Raw genomic sequence first — 26,748 nt, forward strand, 5'->3', positions numbered from 1 at the left:
ATCCGAACCCGCTCTTCCATCCGACAAGTCTCGTTAAACGGCATCAAAAGGTCCCCCTCAGATGCCAATCTAACCTGTCGACAATCATCCCGGTCTAATCTGTCGACAATCTACCCGGTCTGAACCCGCATTTTGCCCCTCACCCTAGCCCTCTCCCCGCTGGCGGGGAGAGGGGACCTGCCCTGAAAAATGCTTGGGGCCACTAAGCTGGCCGGCTAGTCCCTTCGCCCCGCTTGCGGGGAGAAGGTGCCGGCAGGCGGATGAGGGGCAGGCCGAGCGTGTCCGGTCCCACGGCGCCGCACAACGGCGCCGTGCATTATTGGTGCGCTGCCGCAACGAACCTGTCTTGACCGCACCTTCCGATAAGCCCTCTATTCGTCATACTGACCTGCTGGACCAACCAGTGGATCAGTTGGGAGGCCGCGGTGAACGGAAGTCCAATCCTCACGCATATGCCGAAAGTCGGGAAGAGCCTCGAGCGCCGTACCGCGCGCGACCTCATTGCCGACAAGCTTATGGTGCTGGTTGCGACCAACATGCTGAGGCCCGGCGACGTGCTGCCGGGCGAACGCGAACTTGCGAGCGTGCTCCATGTGAGCCGCGAGACCGTGCGCGGCGCTATCCAGACGCTGGCGGCGCGCGGTGTGGTCGAGGTGTCGCAAGGAAGCCGAACCCGCGTCGGGAATGTCGATCTCAGCCATGTCACAGTGACGATCGCTTCTCCGAACGCGATCGACAGCTACGATCTCGAGGACGTTCACGCCGCAAGGCTCCATATCGAGTTGAAGGTGGTGGGCGACGCGGCCGAAAACATCGACGAAGAGGCGCTGCGCAAGCTTGACAGCCTTCTCGATGCGCAGAAGATCTGCGGTGACGACGCGATGCGCTTTCTGATCTGCGACCGCGAGTTCCACGTGGCGATCTACCGGGCCTGCGGCAATCCGCTGCTCTCCGATTTTGTCACCGACCTTTACACCTATATGATGGACTACCGGCGCAGCGCCATGTCACGGCCGGGAGCAATCGAAGCGAGCTACAAGGATCACAGCGACATCGTCGCCGCCTTGAGGCGGCATGACCGGGCGGCCGTCGTTGCCGCCTTTCACCATCATCTGATCCGGATCTATGAGACGACGAAGGCTCTGCTGGCGGACGAGGAGGCAGACGGAACGAACAGAAAGTCAAGCTGAGCAGGACCGACCGGGTGGCTGAACAGGAGGAGGTTCGCCGAAAATGCATGTAATGGTCATAGGTGCCGCCGGCATGATCGGCCGGAAGCTGGTCGAAAGGCTGGCCGCGGAGCCCGAATCTCTGGGACGCGAGATCGCCAGCCTGACGTTGGCGGACGTGGCTGAGCCGCCCGTGCCTCCGGCGCTTTCGTCGCTTGCGACGACGCTTGCCATCGACCTGTCCACCGAGGGCAGCGCAGAGCGCCTGATCTCGTCGCGGCCCGACGTGATCTTCCACCTCGCGGCGATCGTCTCGGGAGAGGCGGAGGCCGACTTCGACAAAGGCTACCTGGTCAATCTCGACGGCACGCGTGCGCTCTTCGAGGCGATCCGCCGCGAGGGACAGCGCGAGCGCTACCTCCCGCGCGTCCTCTTCGCCTCCTCTATCGCCGTCTTCGGCCAGCCGTTCCCGGAAAAGATCGGCGACGAGTTCTTCACGACGCCGCTCACCAGTTACGGGACGCAAAAGGCGATCTGCGAGCTGCTGCTCGCCGATTATACCCGCCGCGGCTTCTTCGACGGTATCGGCATTCGGCTACCGACCATCTGCATACGGCCCGGAAAGCCGAACAAGGCCGCATCCGGCTTCTTTTCCAACATCCTGCGCGAGCCGCTCGTCGGCCAGGAGGCTATCCTGCCGGTGGACGAGAATGTCCGGCATTGGTTCGCGAGCCCGCGCTCGGCCGTGGGCTTCTTCATCCATGCGGCGCGAATGGATACCGATATCATCGGACCGCGGCGAAACCTCACCATGCCGGGGCTTTCGGCGCTGGTCGGCGAGGAGATAGAGGCGCTCGGCCGCATTGCCGGCCGGAAGGCCGTGGGCCTCATCCGCCGCGAACCGGACCCGGTGATCCGCACGATCGTCTCCGGCTGGGCGACCGACTTCGATGCCCGCCGTGCCCGAGAACTCGGCTTTACGGCCGAAAGCAATTTCGACGAGATCATCCGCATCCATATCGAAGACGAACTCGGAGGAAGGATCTGAGATGGCGCAGGCGAAGGGATCGGGCGAGGGCAGGATCGCGCTGGTCACGGGCGGCGGGACCGGTGTCGGCCGGGGCATAGCCCAGGCCTTGAGTGCGGAAGGCTACAGCGTCGTCATCACCGGCCGCCGTCCGGATGTACTCGAGGCTGCGGCCGGCGAAATCGGCGGGCGGACCGGCGATATCGTCCGCGCGGTCGTCTGCGACGTCGGCGATCCGGATCAGGTCGCGGCTCTCTTCGCCGCCGTCCGGGCGGAATTCGGCCGGCTGGACCTCCTCGTCAACAATGCCGGCTCGAACGTGCCGCCCGTGCCACTCGAAGAGGTGACCTTCGAACAGTGGAACGGTATCGTCGCGGCGAACCTGACGGGCGCCTTTCTGTGTACGCAACATGCCTTCCGGCTGATGAAGGCGCAAACGCCGCGGGGCGGCCGGATCATCAACAACGGCTCGATTTCCGCGCAGACGCCGCGGCCTAATTCGGCGCCCTATACCGCGACCAAGCACGCCATTACCGGCCTCACGAAATCGACGGCGCTCGATGGCCGGATGCACGACATCGCCTGCGGTCAGATCGACATAGGCAATGCTGCGACCGACATGACGGCGCGGATGAGCACCGGCGTGCTGCAGGCCAATGGCGAGGTTGCGGCGGAGCCGACGATACCGATCGAGCACATCGCCGAGGCGGTCGTCTACATGGCGAGCCTGCCGCTCTCGGCCAATGTTCTAACGATGACCGTGATGGCGACCAGGATGCCGCTGGTCGGCCGCGGATAAAAAGAGGTTTTCAGCCTGGCGCGATCGCGCAAACGATGAATTTGGCGGGCGCAAGGGTAAAGATCAGTTCTGGGAGGAACGCAAATGGCAGGCGTGGATTTTGTCGATGTTCGGAAGTCCTTCGGTGCTTTCCCTGTCATCAAGGGCGTGAACATCGAGATCGAGGATGGCGAGTTCGTCATTCTCGTCGGCCCTTCCGGTTGCGGCAAATCCACCTTGCTGCGGATGCTGGCGGGTCTCGAAAACATCACCGCGGGCGAAATTCGCATCGGCAATCAGGTGGTCAACCGATTGCCGCCGAAGGACCGCGACATCGCCATGGTGTTCCAGAACTACGCGCTCTATCCGCATATGACGGTCGCCGACAACATGGCCTTCTCCCTGATGCTGGCAAGCAGACCCAAATCCGAGATCGACAAGCGCGTCGGCGTGGCGGCCGAAATCCTCGGCCTTTCGAAGCTGCTGGACCGTTATCCGCGTCAGCTTTCCGGCGGTCAGCGACAGCGTGTCGCCATGGGGCGGGCGATCGTGCGCGACCCGCAGGTATTTCTCTTCGACGAACCGCTTTCCAACCTTGACGCGAAGCTGCGCGTCGCCATGCGCGCCGAGATCAAGGAATTGCATCAGCGGCTGAAAACCACGACCGTCTACGTGACGCACGACCAGATCGAGGCGATGACCATGGCCGACAAGATCGTCGTCATGCATGACGGCATCGTCGAGCAGATCGGCGCACCGCTCGAGCTCTACGACAACCCCGCCAATCTCTTCGTGGCCGGTTTCATCGGCTCGCCTGCGATGAACATGCTCAAGGGCCGCCTCGATCCGGACAATCCGAATGCCTTCCTCACCGCCGACGGAACGGCTCTGCCCGTGGCGCAGCCGGCGGCAGCGGCCCAAGGGCGCGATCTCGTCTACGGTCTCAGGCCCGAATACATGGCGCTCGACCCGAACGGGCTGCCGGCCGAAATCGCGGTGATCGAGCCGACCGGCTATGAGACGCAGCTGATCGCAAGGCTCGGTGGGCACGATGTGACCTGTGTTTTCCGCGAGAGGGTGAATGCCAAGCCCGGCGAAACGATCCATCTCGCGATCGATGCCGCGCATGTGCACTTGTTCGACGCCGGAACGGGACGGCGGCTGGTCGGCTGACGTCGCTGACGAAGGGAGGAGCCTTCGTGGCCCATAAAGATGCCAGGCAATCGCCGGCATCGCTCAAGCCGCATTCGCCAAGCGGGACGGTGAATGCCGGAGGAAGACGCTCCCGCATTTTGAGGAGGAGTAGCATGCCGATAAAGAGACGTGATTTTCTCGCAACCTCCGCCGCACTCGCCGGCGTTGCGGGTCTGGGCATCCGCCCGTCCTTCGCGCAGGCCGAGCCGAGCTACAAGCCGGAGGAGGGGGCAAGCCTCAGGCTTCTCAGATGGACGCCCTTCGTCAAGGGCGATGAAGACGCCTGGATCGCCAATACCAAGAAGTTCACGGAAGCCACGGGCGTCGAAGTCCGCATCGACAAGGAAAGCTGGGAGGACATCCGGCCGAAGGCGGCGGTTGCCGCCAATGTCGGCTCCGGTCCGGATATGGTGATGTGCTGGTTCGACGACGCACATCAATACCCCGACAAGCTCGTCGACCTGACGGAGCTCGCCGACTATCTCGGCAACAAATATGGAGGATGGTACGACGGCCTGAAGGGGTATGCCAGCCGCGACGGCCAGTTCATCGCCATGCCTCTGGCCGCGATCGGCAACGCCGTCTGCTACCGCGAGAGCCACATGAAGGCGGCCGGCTTCAGTGAATTCCCGAAGGACACCGCCGGCTTTCTCGAACTCTGCAAGGCCCTCAAGGCCAAGGGAACCCCGGCCGGTTTCCCCCACGGCAAAGCGGTTGGCGACGGCAACAACTACGCCCATTGGCTGCTGTGGAGCCATGGCGGAAAGATGGTCGACGAGAGCGGCAAGGTCACGATCAACAGCCCGGAGACGCTCGCAGCGGTCAATTACGCAAAGTCGCTATACGAGACCTTCATCCCGGGCACCGAAAGCTGGCTCGACATCAACAACAACCGCGCCTTCCTTGCGGGCCAGGTATCGCTGACGGCAAACGGCGTCTCGCTCTACTATGCGGCCAAGAAGGACGCGGCGCTTGCGGAGCTTGCGGCCGACATCCGCACGACCAACTTCCCCGTCGGTCCGGTCGGCCAGAGCGTCGAACTCCACCAGACGAGCTCGATCCTGCTCTTCAAGCACAGCAAGTATCCCGAGGCCGCCAAGGCCTATCTCAAGTTCATGATGGAAGCCGACCAGATGAACGCCTGGATCGAGGGATCGAGCGCCTATTGCTGCCAGCCGCTAAAGGCCTTTGCCGACAACCCGGTCTGGACCTCGGACCCGATCCACGCGCCCTATGCGCGCGCCTCGGAGACGCTGCGGCCGAACGGCTACGCCGGACCGCTCGGCTATGCCTCGGCAGGCGTAATGGCCGACTACGTCCTGGTCGACATGTTCGCCAGTGCGGTCACGGGCCAGGCAACGCCGGAAGACGCCATCATCGAGGCCGAACGGCGGGCGAACCGCTATTATCGCGTCTGACCCCCCGCGGCCGACGGGCCGCCTCAGAGCCGGCAGCAAACGCTGCCGGCAAATGCCTCGAGATCCGTTCCTCCAGCCGGAGAAGCCCGATGTCCTCCATAACGCCGTCCGGAAAGCCGTCCACCACGGCTTCGCTGATGCAGAACAACAATGTGCTCGGCTTCCTTTTCATGCTGCCGGCAGCCGTCTTTCTGATCTGCTTTCTGACCTATCCGCTCGGGCTGGGCGTCTGGCTCGGCTTCACCGACACACGCATAGGCCGCGACGGCGTCTTCATCGGGATCGAGAATTACGAGTTCCTGGCCCGGGATTCGGTCTTCTGGCTCTCGGTCTACAACACGCTGCTCTACACCTTCGTGGCGTCGATCCTGAAATTCGTGCTCGGGCTCTGGCTGGCGCTGCTGCTGAACGAAAACCTGCCTTTCAAATCCTTCTTCCGCGCGATCGTGCTCCTGCCCTGGGTCGTGCCGACGGTGCTTTCGGCGCTCGCCTTCTGGTGGATCTACGATTCGCAGTTTTCCATCATCTCCTGGTCGCTGATGCAGCTCGGCATCATCGACGGGCCGATCAACTTCCTGGGCGACCCGAACAACGCGCGCGCTTCCGTCATCGCCGCCAATGTCTGGCGCGGCATTCCCTTCGTGGCGATCTCGCTTCTGGCCGGCCTGCAGACGATCCCGGCTTCGCTGCAGGAGGCAGCCTCGCTCGACGGCGCCACCAGCTGGCAGCGTTTCCGCTATGTAACCCTGCCGATGCTGACCCCGATCATCGCGGTCGTCATGACCTTCTCGGTGCTCTTCACCTTCACCGATTTCCAGCTGATCTACGTGCTGACCAAGGGCGGGCCGGTCAATGCAACCCACTTGATGGCGACGCTCTCGTTCCAGCGCGGCATTCCGGGCGGGCAGCTCGGGGAGGGGGCGGCGATCGCCGTCGCCATGATCCCCTTCCTGCTTGCCGCCATCATGTTCAGCTTCTTCGGTCTGCAACGCCGCAAATGGCAGCAGGGCGGCCAGGATTGAGCGGGAGGACAAAATGAACACGACCACACGAACCGACGACGAGGTCCTCACCGACACGGCCGAGGGCATGAGCTATCTGAACCGCCTGCCGCGGCGGATCGTCGTGCTTTACCTGCCGATGGCGGTCTTCGTCTTCGTATTGCTCTTCCCCTTCTACTGGATGGCGATCACGGCGGTGAAGCCGAATGCGCAGCTGACCGACTACAACAATTACAGCCCGTTCTGGGTGGTCCGTCCGACGCTCGACCACATCAAGTATCTGCTCTTCGAAACCTCCTATCCGGGCTGGCTCTGGAACACGATGCTGGTGGCCGTAGGCTCGACCATCCTGTCGCTGGCCGCATCGGTTTTCGCGGCCTATGCGATCGAGCGGGTGCGCTTCACCGGCGCGCGGCCCGTCGGGCTGCTGATCTTCCTCGCCTATCTGGTGCCGCCGTCGATCCTGTTCATTCCGCTCGCCTTCATCGTCTTCAAATTCGGCATCTACGATTCCAAGCTGGCGCTGATCTTCACCTATCCGACGTTCCTCATACCGTTCTGCACATGGCTCCTGATGGGCTATTTCCGCTCGATCCCCTTCGAACTGGAAGAAAGCGCGCTGGTGGACGGAGCCACGCGCTGGCAGATTCTGGTCAAGATCATCCTGCCGCTCGCCGTGCCGGGCCTGATATCGGCCGGCATCTTCGCCTTCACGCTCTCGTGGAACGAGTTCATCTACGCGCTGACATTCATCCAGTCTTCGGAAAACAAGACAGTACCGGTCGGCGTGCTGACGGAACTGGTGCGCGGCGACGTCTTCGAATGGGGCGCACTGATGGCGGGCGCACTCTTCGGTTCGCTGCCCGTGGTCATTCTCTATTCCTTCTTCGTCGATTATTACGTCTCGTCGATGACGGGAGCGGTGAAGGAGTGAGCTCCCGTCAACGTCTGACGACGAGGAGGACAAATGTCGCGACGATCACCGCGAATGGCACCCAGGCGCCTGCATCCTCCATGGCCAGAAGGGTGAGCGCGCTGAAGACGCACCAGAGGACCGGAATGGGCAGAAGCAGCCACAGCTTCTGCGGCATGAGCGCCAGAAGGGCGCCGAGGGTCACGGCAACGGTCGGGTCCGGCATTGCCCCGAAGGTTTCGGCCGAGGCGGGCGCGCGGCCGGCAAGCAGCGGGCCGAAAGGATAGCCGAGCGAGCCGAAGACCATCAGGCCGATGCCGCCACGGCGGCGCAGGCTGTTCGCGGGCAATACGCCGCCTTGCGTCCACCGGACCGCGAGAAGCAGCAGACCGGCCTGCAGCATGAAGGCCGCCGTCGCATAGGACATCGCCCAGTTTATGGTGGAGTAACGCAGCCAGAGAAATTGCCACGCGCAGAAGAGCCAGGCCAGGGCGAGCGTCGCCATGGCCGCGGCGCGGGCGCGCCGTCCGTCCGTCGCAGTGGCGAAAAGGATGGCAAGCGCGCCCGCGACGAAGACCGGCTGAAGCGGCCAGAGTCCCTGATTGTAGCGTTCGACAAGGCGGAAATAGACGCGCGGCGAAAACATCAGGAAATCCGCGAGCGTGTAGGTCCCCCAGTCCGACATCACGTCAAATCCATATCACGTGCGACAGGATCGTGCTTCACAGCGCCTCCACATAGGCGGCCATGCGGCGGCGCAGCTTCTCGTCGGGCAGGATGCCTCTCGCAGCCTCCAGGTTCTCCCCTACATGGTCGACGCGCGTAGTCGCGGGGATTGCGCAGGTGACCGCCGGATGCGAAATGATGAACTTCAGGAGAAACTGCGCCCAGCTGCGGGCGCCGGTCTCGGCAATCCAAGACGGCAACGGTTCGTCTTCGACCTGCCGGATCAGATCGCCCTGTCGGAACGGCCGGTTGACGATCACGGCAATGCCCTTCTCCTGCGCCAGCGGCAAGATGCGCTCCTCCGCCTCGCGGTCGAGGATATTGTAGGTGACCTGGACGAAATCGATCGGCCGGGTCGCCATGACCTGCTCGATCTCGCGGTGCCTGCGCCCCTCCGAGGTGGTGATGCCGACATAGCGCAGCCGGCCTGCCGCCTTCATCTCGAAGAGCGCGGGCAGGTGCGCTTCCCAGGAGACGAGATTGTGAACCTGCATGAGATCGAATTTCTCGACGCCCCAATAGCCCTTCGAAGCCTCGATCTGGGCCGCGCCTTCGCCGGGGTCCGACATCCAGACCTTTTCCGCCGAGAAGAGCTGCTTCGGATGTCCGAGCTTACGGAGGCCGTAGCCGATGGTCGGCTGGGACGATCCGTACATCGGCGAGGAATCGATCATCCGACCGCCGCCTTCGAAGAAGGCAGCGATCACGGCGGCGCATTCGTCCATCAGGACGGGGTCGTCTCCGACGTTGAAAGTGATCCAGGTGCCGAGGCCGACCAGCGGCAGCGCTTCTTCGCTCTTCGGTATGACGCGCGTCGTGAGGTCGGCAGCCTGGCCCCGCGCCCGCGGCATGAGCGGCAGCGACATACCGATGCCTAGCCCCTGAACGACTGCACGCCGCGTGAAGGTCATCGCTCGCTCCCTTCGGCCCGAAACAATCGAGCCTGTGGCTCATGGGGCGGGATAATAACCCCTGCGGCGCTACTCTGCAGCCACGAAGTCGTGAGCGCGGTGCCGTTAAAGACCGGCAAAGTATCGAGAGGACCGGCTCCGAGCGCCGTGAAATTCCGGTCGCCGAGCCTGAATTCGATCGCCGTGACGCTGCCCGGCGGACTGCTGGATGTTTCGGCGGGCGCGGTGGTGCTGCCCGATATGGCGGAATTCCGGATCGTCGATAGTGGAACGCGATGATTGGTAATCTGGGGGGACTAAGCGGACTAGCTCCTATGGGCGTTCCGCGGAATCGCGGAGGGCTCCAGTTCATTGATACCGTCGATGCGCTGGTCGTTCGCAGGAACGGCCTCGATCTCGAGATTGTGCTTTGCATGGCGCATGTGCTGCCATTCCTTCTCGAGGCGCAGGAATACGTCCGTCGGCATGAATTTTCTCTGCATTCGACCCTCCACGCGGCTGCGTCGAAGAACACGCAAGGAACTGCTTTGTTCCCGCGCCATTATGCAAATCGTGAAAATATAGCGTCCTGGTATGCCTCGAACTGGCCTGACCCGATAGGTGAACCCGCGCTGCTGCTGATCGGTTATGCGGCGGGGTCCACCTATCGTCCCCTCGAAACTGGTGAGGCCGCCTCCTCAATAGCATTCGGCGGGCGGCCTCAAGGCATACGCCTCAACCCGGATTTCACTCCCGGGGCGCGCTCGCGTCAAGGTTTAGCGTTTACTCAATTCGAGTTAGAAAAGATGTGTCGGGCGCCTTTGCCTGCCGGGCAAGCCGAATGCGCGACGGCCTAAGTCCTGTTGAGATTCGGTCCACCCGCCGCGGTTTGTTTGATCGCCTCATTCCTGTGCTTGTCACAGGAATGCACCCAGACCAGGTCCTTGGTCTGAAAGAACGCTTCCCGCGCCGCGGACGCGGCGCTGCTGGATCCCTGTGACGAGCACAGGGATGAGGGTAGAGAGGGTGCAACCCCTCGGCGGGTTTCATTGCGTCACAGGTTGATCATCCCCCGCATATTCGCAAGTGAAAGCTGTAGCAGTCGCACATCCCCGGTCCCTCATTCCTGTGCTTGTCACAGGAATCCAGCCAGACCAAGTCCTTGGGCTGAAACAACTCTTCCCGCGCAGCAGACGCGGCCTGTTCTCATCCCTGTGACAAGCACAGGGATGAGAACGGAGGAGAGATTGCCGAAAAGTCGCTGTAGCACTTTGAGGTACTGCATGTTTTTGTCCTTTGATCGGCTACGATCAATAGAAACATGCAGTGGCGCTCGCTCGGGCCTAGATGGTCTGCAGCGTCCAGGATGCCGCGCCGGCGATAAGCCCAAGGGCGAGGGCAATGGCGATCGCATATCTCATCATCTTCATCCGACGTGTCCGCTCGCCGGTCCAATCGTAGCTCATCATGTGCTCCGAGATGTGCAGCTCAAACGTTAAGATTGGACGCTTTTTCTTAACAAAATGGAAACTGCGCGTTCCACGCCTCGAGGCCTGCAATGTGAAAGAACCTGGGCGGCGCGCGGTCCCGTTATCCATCCGTTAAGATTGGATGATTTGTTGATGCATCCCATTTTAGTAAAATAAGCATAAAAATGTATCAAAGTAAATGTGAATATTATGCGGGCAAGGATGCAGCGATTATTATCGAGGCCAAGAAGACAATTTACCATTATTGAAAAAAGCCCGGCTGATTAACTATTCTCGCCGGTATTCAGTCTATATTTAGGGTGTCATTGCGGGCGTGAGAGCGAATAGGCATGTGCGGATTCGGCGGGTATCTTGGTTCAATACGGGACGGTAAGCCCCTTCTCGAGAGGATGACGGCCGCGATCGGCCACCGCGGGCCGGACGAGCGTGGGATCTTCACCGTGCCGGGTGCCGGCCTCGGTCATGTCCGGCTGTCGATTGTGGGGCTTGGGGACGGCCAGCAGCCGATGTCCGACCCGAGCGGCGAGCTGACGATCGCCTTCAATGGCGAAATCTTCAACTATGTGGAGTTGCGCGACGACCTGCGCGCCAGGGGCCGCCGTTTCCGCACCTCCAGCGATACGGAGGTGATCCTCCATCTTTACGAAGAGATGGGCGCGGATTGTCTTTCCGTCCTCAACGGCGACTTCGCCTTTGCGATCTGGGACGCACGTCGCCGCCGGATGGTGCTCGCGCGCGACCGCATGGGTGTGCGTCCACTCTTCCACACGTTGAAAGGCGGCACGCTCTATTTCGCATCCGAGGTCAAGGCGCTCCTCGAAGTTCCGGGGGTCTCCGCGGAGATCGACCCGATCGCGCTCGACCAGATATTCACCCTATGGGCGCCGATCGCGCCGCGCACACCCTTCCGTGACATCCACGAGCTCGAGCCCGGGCATCTGATGATCGCCGATCAGAAAGGCATCACGACACGGCCCTATTGGCAGCTCGATTATCCGGACCGCGACGAGCGCTCAGCCTACGCGCAGGAAAGCCGCGCTGCGGAGGAACTGCGCGCGCTCCTGACGGACGCGACGCGGATCCGCATGCGGGCCGATGTGCCCGTCGGCGCCTATCTTTCCGGCGGCCTCGATTCGTCCATAATCTCGGCGTTGGCGGCCGGGATGACGTCCCAAGGCTTGCGCACCTTCTCCGTCACCTTCGACAGCGCGGAGCATGACGAAAGCGCCTTCCAGGAGGAGATGGCAGCGGCACTCGGAACCGAGCACAGGGCTGTCGCATGCCGCGCCGGCGACATCGCCAGGGACTTTCCCGATGTCATCCGCTTTACGGAGAAGCCGATCATCCGCACTGCGCCCGCACCGCTCTACAAATTGTCCGGCCTGGTGCGGGAAGCGGGTCTGAAAGTGGTGCTGACGGGCGAGGGCGCCGACGAGGTGTTCGCCGGTTATGACATCTTCAAGGAAGCGCGCGTTCGCCGCTTCTGCGGCCGGCAACCCGGCTCGCGCCTCAGGCCGCACCTCTTCCGCAAGCTCTACCCCTATCTGCCCGGTTTGCAGCAGCAATCGGCCGAGTATCTCGCCGCCTTTTTCGGCGCCGGCGACGTGGCCCTCGACGACCCGCTCTTTTCGCATCGGCCACGCCTCAAGGGCACGGCGGCAACCAAGATGTTCTTCTCTTCGGACCTGCGCGCCGAACTCAAGGGTTATGATGCGGCGGAAGAGTTGGTCAGTCGGCTCCCCGCCGCCTTTGGCCGCTGGCATCCGCTGCATCAGGCCCAATATCTCGAAAGCCGCTTCCTGCTGCCCGGATATATTCTCTCGAGCCAGGGCGACCGCATGGCGATGGCGCATGGGATCGAGGGCCGTTTCCCGTTCCTCGACCACCGCCTCGTCGAATTCGCCGCAAAGCTGCCGCCGGACATGAAGCTCAAAGGGCTCGTCGAGAAGCATATCCTGCGCGAAGCGACGAAAGATCTGCTGCCGCCGGCGATCGGCCGGCGGACGAAGCAGCCCTATCGCGCTCCGGACAGCCACTCCTTCAGCGGCGCGGGCGAACTCGATTATGTGCGGTCGGCCATGTGCGAGGACGCGGTCGCCGCCGGTGGGCTCTTCAACGCCAAAGCGGTAACGAAACTCTACGAGAAATGCCAGTCGCGCCCGGCCTCCGGTTTCCGCGACAATGCGGCCTTCGTCGGCGTCCTCTCGACGCAACTCTGGCTGCAGACATTCACCGGCACCAGCCTTCGCAAGGCTGAGGCCGCGTAAAAACCCTTGGAGAAAAGGATAGTGGAATGACCCAAGCGATTAAGGACAAGGTCAAGGCATTCGTCATCGAGAACTTTCTCTTCGGCGACAGCGCATACGAACTCGCCGACGACGCTTCGCTGATCGAGAACGACATCATCGATTCGACCGGCGTTCTGGAACTGGTGGCCTTCATCGAAGACGATTTCGGGATCGTGATGGCCGATGCCGACATCGTCCCGCAAAATCTCGACTCGCTCGCGCGGATTTCGGCGTTCATCGAAGCGAAAGCCGCCGTGCCGGTCTCGGCGTAAGCGGCGAAGGGCGGGGGGCACCACCATCATGCGGTTCGAGCAATTCCTCATCAGGAACGCCGCGGCAAACGGGGCAAAGACGGCGCTGGTCACCGATCGCCGGCGGCTAGGCTATGCCGAACTCGACGATCTTTCGAGCCGCCTCGCCGCCGCTCTTGCCGAAAGCGGCGTGCAGCGGAACGACCGGGTTCTTGTCTTCATGGACAATTGCTGGGAGGCGGCCGTCGCGATCTTCGCGATCCTCAAGGCCGGTGCGACCTTCAGCCCTATCAATGCTTCGACCAAGGCGGACAAACTTGCCTATATCGTCGCCGATTGCGAGGCGGCGGCTATCCTGGCGCAGGCCAAGCTGATGCCGGTCGTTGCCGAGGCGCTGGCGCTTGCTCGGGGCCATGCGCCATTCGTCGCTTCGACCGCGGGTCCGGGGGGCCGCATCCCGGACGGTGCCGTTTCCTTTGAGGAATGCCTGACGGTTGCGCCTGCGCCCGTCCGCCACGGCGGCATCGACGTCGACCTCGGCATGCTGATCTATACCTCGGGCTCGACGGGCCGTCCCAAGGGCGTGATGATGACGCATCGCAATATCGATGCGGCTTCGGAGTCGATCACCTCCTATCTCCAGAACACGCCTGACGACATCATCCTGAACGTGCTGCCGCTCGCCTTCGACTACGGGCTCTATCAACTGCTGATGGCGATCCGGCTCGGCGCGACGCTCGTACTCGAAAAGTCATTCGCCTTCCCGCAGGCGATCTTCGACCGTATCCGGACCGAAGGGGTTACCGGCTTCCCGCTGGTGCCGACCATGGCGGCAATGATCCTGCAGATGCGTGACCTCGAACCCGGCTTTCTCCCGAGCCTTCGTTTTCTCTCCAATACCGCGGCGGCACTGCCGCCGGCGCATATCGCCCGCCTGAGAGAGCTTTTCCCGGGCGCCCGGCTCTATTCCATGTACGGACTGACGGAATGCAAGCGCTGCACCTATCTGCCGCCGGAAGAGCTAGACCGGCGGCCGGGTTCCGTCGGGATCGCGATACCGAACACCGAAGCCTTCGTGGTCGATGACGAGGGGAACCGGGTACCGCCCGGTGTAGCCGGCGAACTGGTCATTCGCGGCCCGCATGTGATGCAGGGCTACTGGCGCAATGACGCCGCGACCGAGCGCATGCTCCGCCCCGGCCCTAATCCATGGGAAAAGGTGCTTCACACCGGTGACCTGTTCCGTACCGACGAGGAGGGTTTCCTCTATTTCGTCGGCCGCAAGGACGACATCATCAAGACGCGCGGCGAAAAGGTGGCGCCCAAGGAGGTCGAGACCGTGCTGCATGCGCATCCCGGAATTGCCGAGGCCCTGGTCATCGGTGTTCCCGATCCGGTGCTTGGGGCCGCGATCGGCGCTCTCGTCGTGTTGTCGGACCCGACGCTGACGGAGAAGGACATCATCCGTCATTGCAGCCGCCATCTCGAGGATTTCATGGTGCCGAAAATCGTCGAATTCCGCACCGAATTGCCGAAGACGGATACAGGAAAAGTCAGCCGCCGCCTTGCGGCCGAAACATTGGAGCCCGCAGAATGAATATCCGACCGGACCAGAACAGGCTCGTCTTCTCGGCCGACACGCTGAAAATCGACGAAGCTGCGGAGGTCGACCGTATAGTGGCCGGATTGCGGGCCCAGCTGCGCAGCCTGCGCAAACGCGGCCTCGTCCTCGGCCTTTCCGGCGGCATCGATTCGAGCGTCTCGGTCGCGCTGGCCGTGCGCGCCGTCGGTGCGAAGAACGTCTTCTGCCTCTTCATGCCGGAAAACGATTCCGATCCGGAAAGCCTGCACCTCGGACGGCTGGTCGCCGAGACGTTCGGTGTAGAGGCGGTGGTCGAGGACATCGGACCGACGCTCGACGCCATGGGCTGCTATCAGCGGCGTGACGCCTTCATTCGCGAACTCGTCCCCGATTACGGGCCGGGCTGGGCGTCGAAGATCGTCATCGCCAATGCGCTCGAAGGCGACGGCTACAACATTTCCTCGCTCGTGGTGCAGGACCCCGCGGGGAAGCAGACGAAGCTGCGGATGCCGCCTTCCGTCTATCTCGGCATCGTCGCCGCGACGAACATGAAGCAGCGCACCCGCAAGCAGATCGAATACTACCATGCCGACCGGCTGAACTTTGCCGTGCTCGGCACGCCGAACAGGCTGGAATACGATCAGGGCTTCTTCGTCAAGAACGGCGATGGCGCGGCGGACGTCAAGCCGATCGCCCATCTTTACAAGTCGCAGGTCTATGCGCTTGCCGGTTATCTCGGCGTTCCCGAGGAAATCCGGCGCCGGCCGCCGACCACCGACACCTATTCGCTCGAGCAGACGCAGGAAGAGTTCTATTTCTCGCTGCCTTATGACCGAATGGATCTGTGCCTCTTCGGCCTCAACAACGGGATCAGCGCCGACGAGGTCGGACGCGCGGCAAATCTAGGCGCGGCTCAGGTCGAGCGCGTCTGGGCGGATATTGCCGCCAAGCGCAAGGCCACGCGCTACCTGCATCTCGGGCCGCAGCTGGTGCAGCCGGTCGAGGAGATCGAGTAAGAATCCGATCGCACGCCCCGTCCTTAAACGGGGCGTGCGATCGGCCGGCTTTATTGAGAGGGTGCAGGTGTCGTCGGTGCCGGTGCCGGTTCTGTGGGCGCGGGCTCCGTCGTCGCCGGGGGAGTCGTTTCAGTCGCCGGGGGCGTTTCAGCCGTCCCTGGCATGAAGAATATGACCGCGAGAATGATAATCGCGAGCACGATAATGCCAATGATAACGTTGCGGTTCATGGTGTTTTCTCCGCTGCTGACGATCATCTTCGATCGACTGCACGACGGCGAGTAGAGAATCGGCCGCCATGCGTTCAACCGGAGATGCGCCGTTAGCGTAACATGAGTCTCGCCAAGCAATAATAGATGCAGTTGAACGACGTGCCTTGCCGCACGGATGCGCCTTCTCATGCGAAGACTGTTGTATTCCCGCAACAGGGATGAAGCGCCGATTGCAATTCGAAATTGAGTGCTTGCCGATCGGCCTGTCTCGTGCGAGGATCACCTCATCCGCAATTCAAATCAGAGGAGGCGTAAGATGAATTCCAATCTCGTGTTTGTGCGCCTCTGTGGCGGAACGGCTATCGTGCCTTCGATGCGACGCGCATCTGGCTTCAGCCGCTACTGATCTGAGGCTCACAAGCCCGCATCTCCGCCATTTGGCGCTTCCCTTTTAACTGACGTGACCGGCTGACGGGACAATTGTTCGCATTGTTGCGTTCCGCATCCGCACGTCTTTTGATCCTCGAAAGGACCTGGCTGCATCACCGCGCCGGGACGGACAGTCATGCGTGAACCACAAGCAATAGTTGTCGAACCCCTCGCGGCGGCGGCCGATGAGCTTTACCGTAAATTCGGCGTCTGGAAGACCGCACGGGCACTGATGTCGGCCGCATGGAGGCGCCATCAGGCGCAAAACCAGATCTCTCACCTGTCGAATCGGATGCGCCGCGATATCGGCCTTCCGGAGGCGGAGGAGGAATTTCCCATCTGGGACATAGACGCCTTCATCCAGGCCAGGGCAAGGCGTCCGGATTGACCTGGAGGCAAACCCTGAGAAGTGCGGGGGGAGAGGTTCGCAGCTCTCCCCCCGATTACGGGGCAGCGGTCAATTCTTCCCGCATGGGCATCCCGCCTTCGTCAGCCCTGTGCAAGCTCCCCTCGTCACCATGCTGCCTAGAACTGGTCGCCGGTTCCGTCGAGTCTCATCTTGGACAGACGGGCTCGCGCGTGACGGAAACTTCCCGTCGTGCAGGGGCGAAACGGACCGAAGATCGGCAAAGAAGGAGGCCCGGTTAACTGTTTGTTAACCATGGCTCGCCTACATCTTGGCAACCAAAAATTAACGAAGATGACCAAAGTGCTAACAGACGCTCGCTCGATCCGCATCAAGGGCCGCTCCTTCCTGGCGCTGGTGCTTTCCCCGGAACTGCCGCTCGACTGGTGGCTTGGCCGGCTCGATGACCTCGCTTCGCGTTCGGCGGGCTTCTTCCTGGGGCGCCCGGTGGTGCTCGATGTGGCAGATCTCGAGATCGACCGGAAACAGTTGAAGAGCCTGCTCGACGAGCTCGGCCAGCGCAATGTCAGGGTCATGGGGATCGAAGGCGGGCGTCCCTCGCTTTTCGAGCCGGGGATGCCGCCTGCCATGAAGGGCGGCCGGCCGGCTCCCGATTTCGAAGTACCCGAGGCCGATCCGGCCGATCCGCCGAAGGCCGGCAAGGGAAAGGCCGCTGCGCCGATTACGTCGGAGGACGTTCAGCCGGTTCGGGCGACGGCATCGATCATCGTCCGGGAACCGGTTCGGTCCGGACAGTCGGTCATCTTCCCGGAAGGCGACGTGACGGTGATTGGCTCCGTCGCATCCGGCGCGGAGATCGTCGCAGGAGGTTCGGTCCATATCTACGGGACGCTCCGAGGGCGGGCGCTGGCAGGCTCGGTCGGAAACGCGTCTGCGCGCATCTTCTGCCGCCGGCTCGAAGCGGAACTGCTGGCAATCGACGGCGTCTACAAGACGGCCGAGGACATGGCCCCCAATCTGCGCGGGCAGTCGGTCCAGCTGTGGCTGGAAGGCGATTCGATCATGGCAGAAAGACTGAACTGAGCCGGTCGCCGGCTGATTTATAGAATTAGAGCGGGGATGCGGGCGGAAACCGCTCACAGTTTTCCTCCCGCTCTGACAACAGGAGCGGGAAGATGGCGAAAGTAGTTGTAGTTACATCTGGAAAGGGCGGCGTCGGCAAGACGACGTCAACCGCCGCACTGGGTGCGGCGCTGGCGCAGCGCAACGAGAAAACGGTCGTCGTCGATTTTGACGTCGGGCTGCGCAATCTCGACCTCGTCATGGGCGCCGAGCGCCGGGTCGTCTACGACCTCGTCAACGTGATCCAGGGCGACGCGAAGCTGCCGCAGGCGCTGATCCGCGACAAACGGCTCGACACCCTCTTCCTGCTGCCGGCATCGCAGACCCGCGACAAGGACAGCCTGACCCCCGAGGGCGTCGAGCGGGTGATGGAAGAGCTCAAGAAACACTTCGACTGGATCATTTGCGACAGCCCGGCCGGGATTGAGCGCGGCGCGACGCTCGCGATGCGCCACGCCGACCTCGCCGTCATCGTCACCAATCCGGAAGTCTCATCGGTCCGCGACTCCGATCGCATCATCGGCCTGCTCGATGCCAAGACCGAAAGGGCAGAGCGCGGAGAGCGGGTCGAGAAGCACCTGCTGCTGACGCGCTACGACGCCGTCCGCGCCGAGCGCGGCGACATGCTCAAGGTCGATGACGTTCTCGAGATCCTGTCGATCCCGCTCATCGGAATCGTTCCCGAAAGCATGGACGTTCTCAAGGCTTCCAACCTCGGTGCCCCGGTGACGCTCGCCGACAGCAGCAGCGCTCCGGCGCGCGCCTATCTGGATGCCGCGCGCCGCCTTGCGGGGGAAACGGTGCCGATGACCATTCCCGGCGAGAAGCGCGGCTTCCTGGGCAAGATATTCGGACGGAGGGCAGCATGAGCATTTTCCGTTTCTTCAGCAAGCAGACCTCGGCGCCGACGGCGCGCGAGCGCCTGCAGGTGCTGCTGGCGCATGAGCGGGCGTCGGTCGGCCAGTCGGACCTCGTTGCGGTGCTCCGGGAAGAAATTCTCGCGGTCATCGCCAAGCATGTCCAGGTCGACCGCGACAAGGTTAACGTCACGATGGAACGCGGCGAGCACGTCACCACGCTCGAAGTCGACATCGAGATACCGATGAAGGCGGGCGTGCGGGCGGCCTGAGCCGGCCGCAGCGGCACCATGGTCCGGCCAGGTTGCGCGAATGGCAACCGGATGGATATCCCTTCCTGCAGCCTCTCGTTCGGGAGGCTGCAGTACGGCTTTCGCCTGGCCACCGCGCCCCGTCGTCGGACTTTCGTCCGAATCACATCGGACGATCGTCCGACCGGCGAAAGCGAAACGTCTGAGACACCCCGATTGCAGTTGACGCACCGGTCAGGCCGTGACCAAAGATGGCGCAACAGCCGGCGAAAGCGAGTGTCGGGCTTTCCCGGTGGACTGTTGTCGGGTCGGCGGCGACGCCGACGATCGGTGATAGCGTCAAGGCATTCGCGAGACCGCGATCAGGCGCATCCCGGTAAAAACTCTTCAGGAGGAGCGTGATGGTCACGCGTCGAAACTTTCTTGCAGCACTGTGCTGGGTTTCGGTCGGCCTTCCCATCGCCGTATCGCCTTACAAAATCGCGCTGTCGGGCTCAGGCATCGAACTGGAACCGCAATCCGCTCTCGCCAAGGGCGGTGGTAGCGGCGGCGGGCGCGGTGGCGGCGGCGGACGAGGCGGTGGCAATGGCGGCGGACGAGGCGGTGGCAACGGCGGTGGAAACGGGGGCGGCGGCGGAAACGGTAAGGGCGGCGGCAATTCGAATTCCGGCCGGGCAAGCGGAAAAGCAACGACGTCCGTGGAAGGGGGCGGCTCCGTCTTGCGCGTACGTCACCGGGACGGCATCAGCGAGGTGATCGAAGGCGCCCGTTATATCATGAAGGATTCGCGCGGGCGCACTATTGTCAACCGGCGTGCAACGTCGGCCGACCGGAAACGGCTTCTGTCCTTCATTGACTGACAGGACGCCAGTCGAGCGCGTCGCGCAGTACCATGGCGGCCTCCGTCCGGTTGGCGACGTCAAGCTTCGCCATGATCTGCGTCATGTGATGTTTCACCGTTTTCTCGTGCAGATCGAGCTTTCGGGCAATCTGCTTGTTGCTCATTCCCGAGGCGACGAGGTGCAGGACCTCCTGTTCGCGCCGCGTCAGCTCGGCAACGAGGTTGGATTTGGCCGGTGCGGGATTGGCCAGCTGGCCCGTCAGCAGCTTGGCGGAAAGGGTGGGGGCGACATAGCTCTCGCCTGAGGCGACAGTGCGAATGACGTCCGCCAGCGCCCTCGCACCGATCCCCTTGAGAAGGTAACCTTTCGCGCCTTCCTTGAGAGCTGCAGCGACGTCGTCATTCGCCTCGGAAACGGTCAGCATGACGATCTTTTGTGAGGGCGCGACGCTCAGGATCGCCGGAATGGCGTTCAGCCCGCCGCCCGGCATGGAGATGTCGAGCAGCATCACATCAGGGTTGAAATTTTGCGCAATCGCGATCGCCTCGTCCCGCGACCCGCCTTCGGCGACGACCTCGAACCCGTCGATCTCCGACAGGCTCCGTGTCACACCCTCCCTGAACAAGGGGTGGTCATCGACCACGGCTACTCGAATTCCCGTCATCATGCCTGCTCCGTTTCCTCAAAACCGATCGACATCCGGACAATCGTGCCGGGTGCGTTGGGGTTGATCTCGAATGTTCCGCCGAGGCTCTCGACCCGGCCTTCAAGGCCCGCGAGGCCGAGGCTCGTCGGCCGTACGTCTTTGGGGTCGAAGCCCGGCCCGCCGTCTGCAACCTCGACGGTAACCTTGTCACCCTTCGTGCTCTGCGTCACGCGCTGCGCGATGCCGCCGCCGTGACGGTAGGCATTGTTAAGCGCTTCCTGCACGAAACGGTATATGCAGATCTTCGCCGATGCCGAAAGGCGCTCGGGCGGGTCGGTCATCGACAACTCCACGGTGGTTCCCGTTCGTTGTTCATGGGCGTGGACGCAGCGCTCCAGAATTTTCCTCAGGCCGGCGGTCTCTATCTGCGGCAGGACCAGCCCGCTGCACAGCGTTCTGATCTCGTTCATCGCCTCGTCGAGGCTGCCCTTGATGGCGGCGATCTCACGCTCGCGCAGTTCGGCGGGCGTCTTGGGGCTGACAAGCTTGTTGCTGTCCAGTCGCAGCGAAGCATAGGCCACGAGTTGCGCCGGCCCGTCATGCAGATCGGCGCCGATCCGCCGCAACAGGGTCTCGTTCAGCGCGGTCGCTCGCTGGGAGGCCTGGCGCAGGCGCCCGCGCAGTGTCTCGTTCTGCGCAAGCAGCGCCGAAAGCTCGTCGACGCGCTGCGCAAGCGCATGGCGCTGCTTCTCTATCGTTCTGCTGCCGCGCAGGACGATGGCCGAAAGGGCGATGAAGAAGGCGAGCGTGAAGCCGGCAACGGCGAGCCACGTGTGAAGCCTCGCCCGATTGAGGCTCTGCTCGAATTCGTCGGCAATCTCGTGGAATTCCGAGACGGCGACCACCTCGCCGGACCAGGGTTGGAGAAGGGGATTGTAGATCTCCAGGAGAGGACTGCTCGAAAGGCGCTCCGTCTCGCCGTCGGCCTCGTCGAGAGGCATGAAACGAGCGACCATGCCGCCGTCGAATGCTGCCGTCAGCTCCGGACCCAGCTCATACTTCTGACCGACCATGGCCTTGTCGCTCGAATAGAGAACCGTGCCGTCGGCACGCCAGAGGCGAAATGAAGCAAGCCGATCACCCAAAGCGCCCTGCCCAAGCGTTTCGTCAAGCGCACGTGCCACCGAATCGTCGAGCACCTGCGTCGTTTGCATGTCGGGCAGGAGCGGCGCAATCACGCTGTCGACATAGAGCGCCGTGGTGGCCGCGGAGTTGCGCGTCACGGCGTCCTCTATAAGGCTCGTCACGAAGGCGCCGACGACGAGCATCGCCGCGGCGGCTACAGAGCCACCGATAATGAGGAACTGCTTCGCCAGCGGCTGAGAGTTCCACCGTCTGATGAGGGCGTCGACGTGCACGAGAGATCTCACGATGGCCCGCTCAATTCGTCGCCGGCACTGCTGCGTTCTTTGCAACCGCCAAATTAGCATTTCGTGCCGGCCGGTCAACGCGCGCCATCCCTTACCCCTTGGTCATAGCGCATCTTGGGACTTTTGACGACCGAGCCCACGGACCTAAGTCCAATCAACCGGCGCATTGGTCCGGCGGCGGTGGAACCCGCACCAGTTGCACGCTATCGCTTAATCAATTGAAGCAGAAAATCGGCCGCAGCAACAACGGCCGCGACTTTCGATAGGAGGCCCTCATGCCTATTTCCAAATTCGTCGGACGAGGTCTTATTGCGCTGGCGCTCGCAGGCGCTCCCCTGGCGGGCCTTGCACCCGGCATGTCGGACATCGCATTCGCCAAGGGCGGCAATGGCAACGGTGGCGGCAATGGTGGCGGCGGCAACGGCAATGGCGGCGGCAATGGCGGGGGCCACGGCAATGGCGGCGGCCACGGCAAGAGCGGAAGCCACGGCAATAGCGGAAGCCACGCGAAGGCCCGATCCGATTCGGGCAGATCGGGCGGCGAGCGCGCGGGCACGCCGCGCTTCCTCCAGGACCTGTTCAAGCACGGCAGGAAGACCGGAAAAGCGGCGCACGGCAAGTCCGGGAAGTCCGGTAAGGTAGTAAAGGCCAGGGTGACGGAAACGGCTGTCCCGACGCCGAAGCCCAAGAATCCGCAGGCCGAAACGGCAAAGCTGAGCTCGCTCGGCCGGAACTATCACGCCTACCTGAACTCGAACGATCCGCGAATGGCGGCAATCTCCGCCTATGCGATCGCCTATGCAGAGTTCGAGGCGGAGTTCGGCTCGGACGTCATCCCGACCGATCCGGCTCTCAGCGATGAAGCGCTGCGCGAGGCGATTGCAAGCTTCACGAATGGCGCCGAAGTGACGGATGCGACACTTGAGGACGTCAAGGAAACGCTTGGCGTCGGATCGTCCGTTGGGAAGATAGACGATATTCGTGAGCACCTTCTCGACACGACGCCCGATGAGGACGTCGTGATCGAAGACTGACCGAGCGAGGCGCGTCGCCGGATGGAACATCTGAGAAGATTCGACCGTGTCGTCGGCGCCGTGACCCAAGCGATGCGGGAGGGACGGATAGGCTTCTCGCTGCAACAGGTCAATGCGGTCGGCGATACGGGCGAGGTGCTCTATTCGGAATGCCTAGGCAGACTCGTAGAACGTGACGGAGCGGTCAGGACGAGCGAGGAATTCACGGCTTTTCTCGAAGCGTCGGGACGCGTTGCGTCATTCGATCGATACATGCTCGGTCTCGCATTCGAGTGGCTCGACTGCAATCCGTCAGGCGTGTTGGGTTGCGATATCTCGGCCGGGAACATTCTCGACGAGAACACTTGGTCGGAACTCTACGATCTGCTTTCGCGAAATCGGGAAATGGCCTCGCGCCTGGTTCTCGAGATAACGGAGTGCCTGCCGCTGGCCACCCTGCCGATGGCGGCGGAGTTCATCGAAGGCGCGCGCGAACTGGGCTACAGAATCGCCCTGGACAGTTTCGGAACGGGTCACTCGACGCCGGAATCGCTGTTATCCGTTCCCGTCGACATCGTCAAACTGGACGCATTCTTCATCGGCCGCGGCCAGGGCGGGGGCAAGGGGTTCCTCCATCATTTGGTGGGGCTCGCTTCCTGCGTTGCGCCGACGGTGGTCGTCGACGGCATCGAGACCTACGGACAGCTCGAAGCCGTCAAAAAGGCCGGCGCAACGCATGTGCAGGGCTTCCTTCTGTCCGAGCCGACGCTTTACCCCGTCTACTGCGGCCAGCCGGCGCCGCTGCCGGCCGCCATACGCAGATCTGCGGGATCGCGGCAGCTGCATTCCTAGGCACGATGCTTTCAGGTCGGGTCGACTAAAAGCATAAACGTGATCAAATCCAGGAATAGAGCGGCATGCGGGCGCAAAACCGCACACACCTCACCCCTCCGGCTGGCGGGCTGCCGACTTCGCCACTTCTAAACCTCCGACGACCCTCCGCGCGATGCTGCAGATATCGAACATGTGATTGGCCGTGAGTTTGGCAATCCAGGCGAGTCGGCTACACGTCTACACGCGACCCCTTTTCTCTCTTCGTACCTGCTTGAGATGTTTAGCAAAATTCAATTACGACGACGCACGCTTCTTCTGGGAGCGATTTCCGCAACGGCAGCCGTCGCGGGGTGCTCGACCTCTGCGCCGCAAGCGCAGCGCGCCCCCGTGCCGCGTCTGGTGAGCCGCCCGATCGGGCTGGCGAGCGATGCCGAACTGGAAGCCAGATATGCTGCCGTCGAAGACGGCGGGCATTTCATTCCGGCAGTTCCCCATAGGGAGATGGATCCGAAATATTTGCGCCAGCGGGTGTCGGACCCCACCGGCGAACCGGCGGGGACGGTCGTCGTAGACACGCCCGGGCGGTTCCTCTACCTCATCGAGCCCGGCGGAACGGCGATGCGCTACGGCGTCGGAATTGGGCGCGAGGGCTTCGCCTGGCAGGGCGAAGGGATCATACACTGGCGCCAGCCCTGGCCCCGGTGGAAGCCTCCGGCCGATATGATCGCCCGCCGGCCGGAACTCGAAAAATACTCCGTCGAAAATGGCGGCATGGCCCCCGGCATAGACAATCCCTTGGGTGCCCGTGCGCTCTACATCTTCCAGAACGGGCAGGACACGCTGTACCGTCTGCACGGCACGCCGGAATGGAAATCGATCGGCAAGGCAGTTTCGTCAGGGTGCGTTCGGCTGGTGAACCAGGACGTCATCGATCTTTACAAGCGTGTACCCTATCACGCCCCGATCGTCGTCTATCAAAAGCCTCTCGCCGAGCAGCTTCAGGTCTAGGGCTGTTCAGATCCGGCATACCCGCCGCGGTTGTTTGATGATTTAGGCCGACCCGGCCTGAAATCATCGTGATTTAGAGCACTTCGAACGGCGCATTCCCGGACGCAAGACCACTCTGCGCCTTCTTGGAAGTGCTTTAGATCCGGTTGAACGTCCCGCCGATCAGCCGGCTCCAGTGTTCCCCCGCCAGGCCGTTGATGAACCCTCGTGCGTGACGGAAAGCGTCGACGAGTTCCTCCTCGCGGGAGTGGACGACGGTCGAGGCGGCATGGACGAAGCCGATACGGCGGCCCATCATGGCCTCAAGCAGCGCCGGCTGGGTTCGACCGCGAACCGCAGCGGCTCCGCGCGCGGCCGCGTGCTCTATCAGGCAGTCGAGGATCGGCCCGGCCTGTCCCTGCTGGGCGAGGACCTGGAGAACCCTGGCAGTTCCGCCGGGCTGCAGGTGGTAGAAAAACGCTCCGACGGGCGCACCACTTCGCGTCCTGACGGCCGCAAGCACCGGCTCGCCGAATTCCGGCTTCTTCTCCGCGTCTTCGAGGATATGGTTTAGCTGGCCCTCGGTCCAGGCCGGCTGCACGGCAAACTGCCTGGTCAAGGGGGCGAAGAGCTCGGCGAAGCCATGCCGGTCGATGTCGGCGACCTGCAGCGGTCCTTGGGTAGCGGCCTCGGGCACGCCCGACCAGCGCAGCTCGCCGCGTCGCAACTTGCCGCGATGGCGGCGGTCGAATGCATGAGCCAGCGGCCGGAGTGCGCGGGCGGGTCCGAAGCGGCTCGCGACGAGATCGACGCCGAACGATGCCGGCCGGATGACGCGTATCCAGTCGAGGCTGTATTGCGGCAGCACGACTCCCCGCAGCTTCGTCCACATCTGCGTCGAAACTTCGCTCGCCGTTTCGCTGAAGGAAAGGTCCTGCGGTCCTGCAAGGAACGCTTTCAGCAGCCGCGCGCCGGCCATCGGATCGCTTTCGCGGCCTTCGACCATCAGCGAGCCGCAGATGGCGGCGCGCAATGCCCTGCCGCGATACGTCATGGCCAGAGTGTTCGCTCCGACGAAGCCGGAAATCCGGCCGCCATCGTTGCTATACACGAGCGGGCGGATGTCCGGGTCGTTGCCCGGGGCATCGATATAGAGTTGCCGAAGATATTCGATGAACGCAGGCGGCGGCTCCTCCGCGCTGTTGCGGAAGACCTTCTGGAAAAGCCGCGCGACAGCCGGAATATCCTCGGCTGCGAGCGAACGGATGTCGCTCATCTGTCCGCCCCGTCAGCCGCGGCGGCTGCCGCTGCACCGCCCAGCCTGCGCGCCAGTGCGACTCGCGGCTTTCCGGCCGAGTCCTCGGCGAATGTCACTGCCTCATAGGCCTTTGTTCGGGCGAGAAGCGCCGTGGCCTGGCGATCCTGTCCCTCTCCGAACTCGAAGAGAAGCCAGCCGCCCGGCTTGAGGAAGGCGGCGGCTTCGCGGATCAGCCGCTGATGGATGGATATGCCGTAGGGCCCGCCGTCGAACGCCTCCCGCGGCTCGCTTGCGAGAAGATGCGCGCTGTCGCCCTCCAGGCGGGATGTCGAGATATAGGGGGGGTTGCAGACGATCATGTCGACGGCGCCCGCGAGGTCCTCTCCCGCGAGGGCCGCGAACAGGTCGCCCTGGCGGATGACGACGCGCTCTCCAAGCGAGAGTCGCTCGACATTGCGCCGCGCAAGCGCGACCGTGCTGTCGGTTAGGTCTGCAGCCCAGACACGCGCGAGCGGCACCTCCGCAGCGATCCCCAGAGCGAGATTTCCGGATCCGCAGCACATGTCGATCACGGTCGCCGGTCCGGCGCGCTCGGTCAGGATCGCTGCGGCGTTCCGCCCGAGGAGTTCCGTCTCCTCCCTCGGCACAAGCACGTCCGGCGCCAGTTCGAGGTCGACGCCCATGAATCGTACGAGCCGTGGCGCGCGACCCTCGGTCCGGCCGTCAAGATGATTGTCGCCCTGCAGCACGAAGGCTC

At 63.0% G+C, this 26,748-nt stretch carries 29 protein-coding genes; 20 read left to right on the forward strand and 9 right to left on the reverse strand.

Going from position 1 to position 26,748, the window contains the following annotated elements:
* Window positions 1–425 precede the first annotated feature (425 nt).
* The 7 genes from ACFHWW_RS15320 to ACFHWW_RS15350 all read left to right on the forward strand — a co-directional run bounded on the left by ACFHWW_RS15320 (window position 426) and on the right by ACFHWW_RS15350 (window position 7,521).
* Window positions 426–1,190, forward strand: coding sequence for a FadR/GntR family transcriptional regulator (locus tag ACFHWW_RS15320; RefSeq protein ID WP_018096267.1), 765 nt, complete (start codon window positions 426–428; stop codon window positions 1,188–1,190).
* A 43-nt stretch (window positions 1,191–1,233) separates the two neighbouring features.
* Window positions 1,234–2,217, forward strand: coding sequence for a D-erythronate dehydrogenase (denD, locus tag ACFHWW_RS15325; protein WP_379939047.1), 984 nt, complete (start codon window positions 1,234–1,236; stop codon window positions 2,215–2,217).
* A 1-nt stretch (window position 2,218) separates the two neighbouring features.
* A complete protein-coding gene (locus ACFHWW_RS15330; protein ID WP_379939049.1) occupies window positions 2,219–2,995 on the forward strand; it encodes an SDR family oxidoreductase in 777 nt (258 codons plus the stop codon).
* Between the two features lie 84 nt (window positions 2,996–3,079).
* On the forward strand, window positions 3,080–4,147 hold the full coding sequence (locus ACFHWW_RS15335; protein WP_018096270.1) for an ABC transporter ATP-binding protein: 1,068 nt from the start codon (window positions 3,080–3,082) through the stop codon (window positions 4,145–4,147).
* A 134-nt stretch (window positions 4,148–4,281) separates the two neighbouring features.
* Window positions 4,282–5,586 (forward strand): ABC transporter substrate-binding protein, encoded by a 1,305-nt coding sequence (locus tag ACFHWW_RS15340; protein WP_018096271.1) that lies wholly within the window; start codon window positions 4,282–4,284, stop codon window positions 5,584–5,586.
* Window positions 5,587–5,675: 89 nt separating this feature from the next.
* Entirely contained in the window at window positions 5,676–6,608 is a 933-nt protein-coding gene (locus tag ACFHWW_RS15345; protein ID WP_010976183.1) for a carbohydrate ABC transporter permease, read from the forward strand.
* A 13-nt stretch (window positions 6,609–6,621) separates the two neighbouring features.
* Window positions 6,622–7,521 (forward strand): carbohydrate ABC transporter permease, encoded by a 900-nt coding sequence (locus ACFHWW_RS15350; RefSeq protein ID WP_003526374.1) that lies wholly within the window; start codon window positions 6,622–6,624, stop codon window positions 7,519–7,521.
* A 7-nt stretch (window positions 7,522–7,528) separates the two neighbouring features.
* Here ACFHWW_RS15350 and ACFHWW_RS15355 read toward each other — a convergent pair whose 3' ends face one another.
* Both ACFHWW_RS15355 and ACFHWW_RS15360 read right to left on the reverse strand, forming a co-directional pair.
* Window positions 7,529–8,185: a DUF6064 family protein gene (locus ACFHWW_RS15355; protein ID WP_379939054.1), complete on the reverse strand. Its 657-nt coding sequence runs from the start codon at window positions 8,183–8,185 to the stop codon at window positions 7,529–7,531.
* Window positions 8,186–8,222: 37 nt separating this feature from the next.
* Window positions 8,223–9,137 carry an aldo/keto reductase gene (locus tag ACFHWW_RS15360; protein ID WP_100671403.1) on the reverse strand — a complete coding sequence of 305 codons (915 nt, stop codon included), beginning with the start codon at window positions 9,135–9,137 and terminating at the stop codon, window positions 8,223–8,225.
* A 90-nt stretch (window positions 9,138–9,227) separates the two neighbouring features.
* On the opposite strand from ACFHWW_RS15360, the gene ACFHWW_RS15365 reads away from it, so the two are divergent.
* Window positions 9,228–9,416 carry a hypothetical protein gene (locus ACFHWW_RS15365; RefSeq protein WP_379939056.1) on the forward strand — a complete coding sequence of 63 codons (189 nt, stop codon included), beginning with the start codon at window positions 9,228–9,230 and terminating at the stop codon, window positions 9,414–9,416.
* A gap of 26 nt (window positions 9,417–9,442) precedes the next feature.
* Here the strand turns inward: ACFHWW_RS15365 and ACFHWW_RS15370 are convergent, their stop codons facing one another.
* Window positions 9,443–9,619, reverse strand: a complete 177-nt coding sequence (locus ACFHWW_RS15370; protein ID WP_018096274.1) for a hypothetical protein — start codon at window positions 9,617–9,619, stop codon at window positions 9,443–9,445.
* Between the two features lie 840 nt (window positions 9,620–10,459).
* On the reverse strand, window positions 10,460–10,582 hold the full coding sequence (locus ACFHWW_RS15375) for a hypothetical protein (RefSeq protein ID WP_013850378.1): 123 nt from the start codon (window positions 10,580–10,582) through the stop codon (window positions 10,460–10,462).
* 353 nt (window positions 10,583–10,935) lie between these two features.
* Between ACFHWW_RS15375 and asnB the strand changes: the two genes are divergently transcribed.
* From asnB to minE, 8 genes are all read left to right on the forward strand, one after another.
* The gene (gene asnB, locus ACFHWW_RS15380) at window positions 10,936–12,873 is read left to right on the forward strand and encodes an asparagine synthase (glutamine-hydrolyzing) (RefSeq protein WP_379939059.1); all 1,938 of its coding nucleotides are present in this window, start codon (window positions 10,936–10,938) and stop codon (window positions 12,871–12,873) included.
* A 26-nt stretch (window positions 12,874–12,899) separates the two neighbouring features.
* Window positions 12,900–13,166: an acyl carrier protein gene (locus ACFHWW_RS15385; protein ID WP_010976177.1), complete on the forward strand. Its 267-nt coding sequence runs from the start codon at window positions 12,900–12,902 to the stop codon at window positions 13,164–13,166.
* Window positions 13,167–13,194: 28 nt separating this feature from the next.
* The gene (locus ACFHWW_RS15390; RefSeq protein ID WP_379939063.1) at window positions 13,195–14,742 is read left to right on the forward strand and encodes a class I adenylate-forming enzyme family protein; all 1,548 of its coding nucleotides are present in this window, start codon (window positions 13,195–13,197) and stop codon (window positions 14,740–14,742) included.
* Complete coding sequence (gene nadE / locus ACFHWW_RS15395; protein WP_379939065.1) at window positions 14,739–15,743, forward strand: NAD(+) synthase; 1,005 nt, start codon at window positions 14,739–14,741, stop codon at window positions 15,741–15,743. The genes ACFHWW_RS15390 and nadE overlap by 4 nt, the downstream gene beginning before the upstream one ends.
* Window positions 15,744–16,520: 777 nt before the next feature.
* A complete protein-coding gene (locus tag ACFHWW_RS15400; protein WP_379939067.1) occupies window positions 16,521–16,772 on the forward strand; it encodes a DUF1127 domain-containing protein in 252 nt (83 codons plus the stop codon).
* Between the two features lie 312 nt (window positions 16,773–17,084).
* Window positions 17,085–17,834 carry a septum site-determining protein MinC gene (gene minC / locus ACFHWW_RS15405; RefSeq protein ID WP_379939069.1) on the forward strand — a complete coding sequence of 250 codons (750 nt, stop codon included), beginning with the start codon at window positions 17,085–17,087 and terminating at the stop codon, window positions 17,832–17,834.
* Between the two features lie 92 nt (window positions 17,835–17,926).
* Entirely contained in the window at window positions 17,927–18,742 is an 816-nt protein-coding gene (minD, locus tag ACFHWW_RS15410; RefSeq protein WP_003526353.1) for a septum site-determining protein MinD, read from the forward strand.
* Window positions 18,739–19,002, forward strand: a complete 264-nt coding sequence (gene minE / locus ACFHWW_RS15415) for a cell division topological specificity factor MinE (RefSeq protein ID WP_003526351.1) — start codon at window positions 18,739–18,741, stop codon at window positions 19,000–19,002. The genes minD and minE overlap by 4 nt, the downstream gene beginning before the upstream one ends.
* A 142-nt stretch (window positions 19,003–19,144) precedes the next feature.
* Here the strand turns inward: minE and ACFHWW_RS15420 are convergent, their stop codons facing one another.
* Window positions 19,145–19,390, reverse strand: a complete 246-nt coding sequence (locus ACFHWW_RS15420; RefSeq protein ID WP_379939072.1) for a hypothetical protein — start codon at window positions 19,388–19,390, stop codon at window positions 19,145–19,147.
* Between ACFHWW_RS15420 and ACFHWW_RS15425 the strand changes: the two genes are divergently transcribed.
* Window positions 19,383–19,841 (forward strand): hypothetical protein, encoded by a 459-nt coding sequence (locus ACFHWW_RS15425; protein ID WP_379939074.1) that lies wholly within the window; start codon window positions 19,383–19,385, stop codon window positions 19,839–19,841. The genes ACFHWW_RS15420 and ACFHWW_RS15425 overlap by 8 nt on opposite strands.
* On the opposite strand, the gene ACFHWW_RS15430 is transcribed toward ACFHWW_RS15425, so the two are convergent.
* Window positions 19,831–20,490, reverse strand: coding sequence for a response regulator transcription factor (locus ACFHWW_RS15430; protein ID WP_102764556.1), 660 nt, complete (start codon window positions 20,488–20,490; stop codon window positions 19,831–19,833). The genes ACFHWW_RS15425 and ACFHWW_RS15430 overlap by 11 nt on opposite strands.
* A complete protein-coding gene (locus ACFHWW_RS15435) occupies window positions 20,487–21,899 on the reverse strand; it encodes a sensor histidine kinase (RefSeq protein WP_379939076.1) in 1,413 nt (470 codons plus the stop codon). The genes ACFHWW_RS15430 and ACFHWW_RS15435 overlap by 4 nt, the downstream gene beginning before the upstream one ends.
* Before the next feature lie 275 nt (window positions 21,900–22,174).
* On the opposite strand from ACFHWW_RS15435, the gene ACFHWW_RS15440 reads away from it, so the two are divergent.
* The 3 genes from ACFHWW_RS15440 (at window position 22,175) to ACFHWW_RS15450 (ending at window position 24,754) form a co-directional block, all read left to right on the forward strand.
* Window positions 22,175–22,933: a hypothetical protein gene (locus tag ACFHWW_RS15440; protein ID WP_379939078.1), complete on the forward strand. Its 759-nt coding sequence runs from the start codon at window positions 22,175–22,177 to the stop codon at window positions 22,931–22,933.
* A gap of 21 nt (window positions 22,934–22,954) precedes the next feature.
* Entirely contained in the window at window positions 22,955–23,764 is an 810-nt protein-coding gene (locus ACFHWW_RS15445; protein ID WP_379939080.1) for an EAL domain-containing protein, read from the forward strand.
* Window positions 23,765–24,022: 258 nt separating this feature from the next.
* Window positions 24,023–24,754: a L,D-transpeptidase family protein gene (locus tag ACFHWW_RS15450; RefSeq protein WP_379939082.1), complete on the forward strand. Its 732-nt coding sequence runs from the start codon at window positions 24,023–24,025 to the stop codon at window positions 24,752–24,754.
* 136 nt (window positions 24,755–24,890) lie between these two features.
* On the opposite strand, the gene ACFHWW_RS15455 is transcribed toward ACFHWW_RS15450, so the two are convergent.
* Window positions 24,891–26,009, reverse strand: a complete 1,119-nt coding sequence (locus tag ACFHWW_RS15455) for a hypothetical protein (protein WP_379939084.1) — start codon at window positions 26,007–26,009, stop codon at window positions 24,891–24,893.
* Entirely contained in the window at window positions 26,006–26,740 is a 735-nt protein-coding gene (locus tag ACFHWW_RS15460) for a N5-glutamine methyltransferase family protein (protein ID WP_379939086.1), read from the reverse strand. The genes ACFHWW_RS15455 and ACFHWW_RS15460 overlap by 4 nt, the downstream gene beginning before the upstream one ends.
* Window positions 26,741–26,748: the final 8 nt, after the last annotated feature.

The organism is Sinorhizobium sp. P24N7 (assembly GCF_042436655.1).
In the GTDB taxonomy this organism is placed as follows: Bacteria; Pseudomonadota; Alphaproteobacteria; order Rhizobiales; family Rhizobiaceae; genus Sinorhizobium; species Sinorhizobium meliloti_A.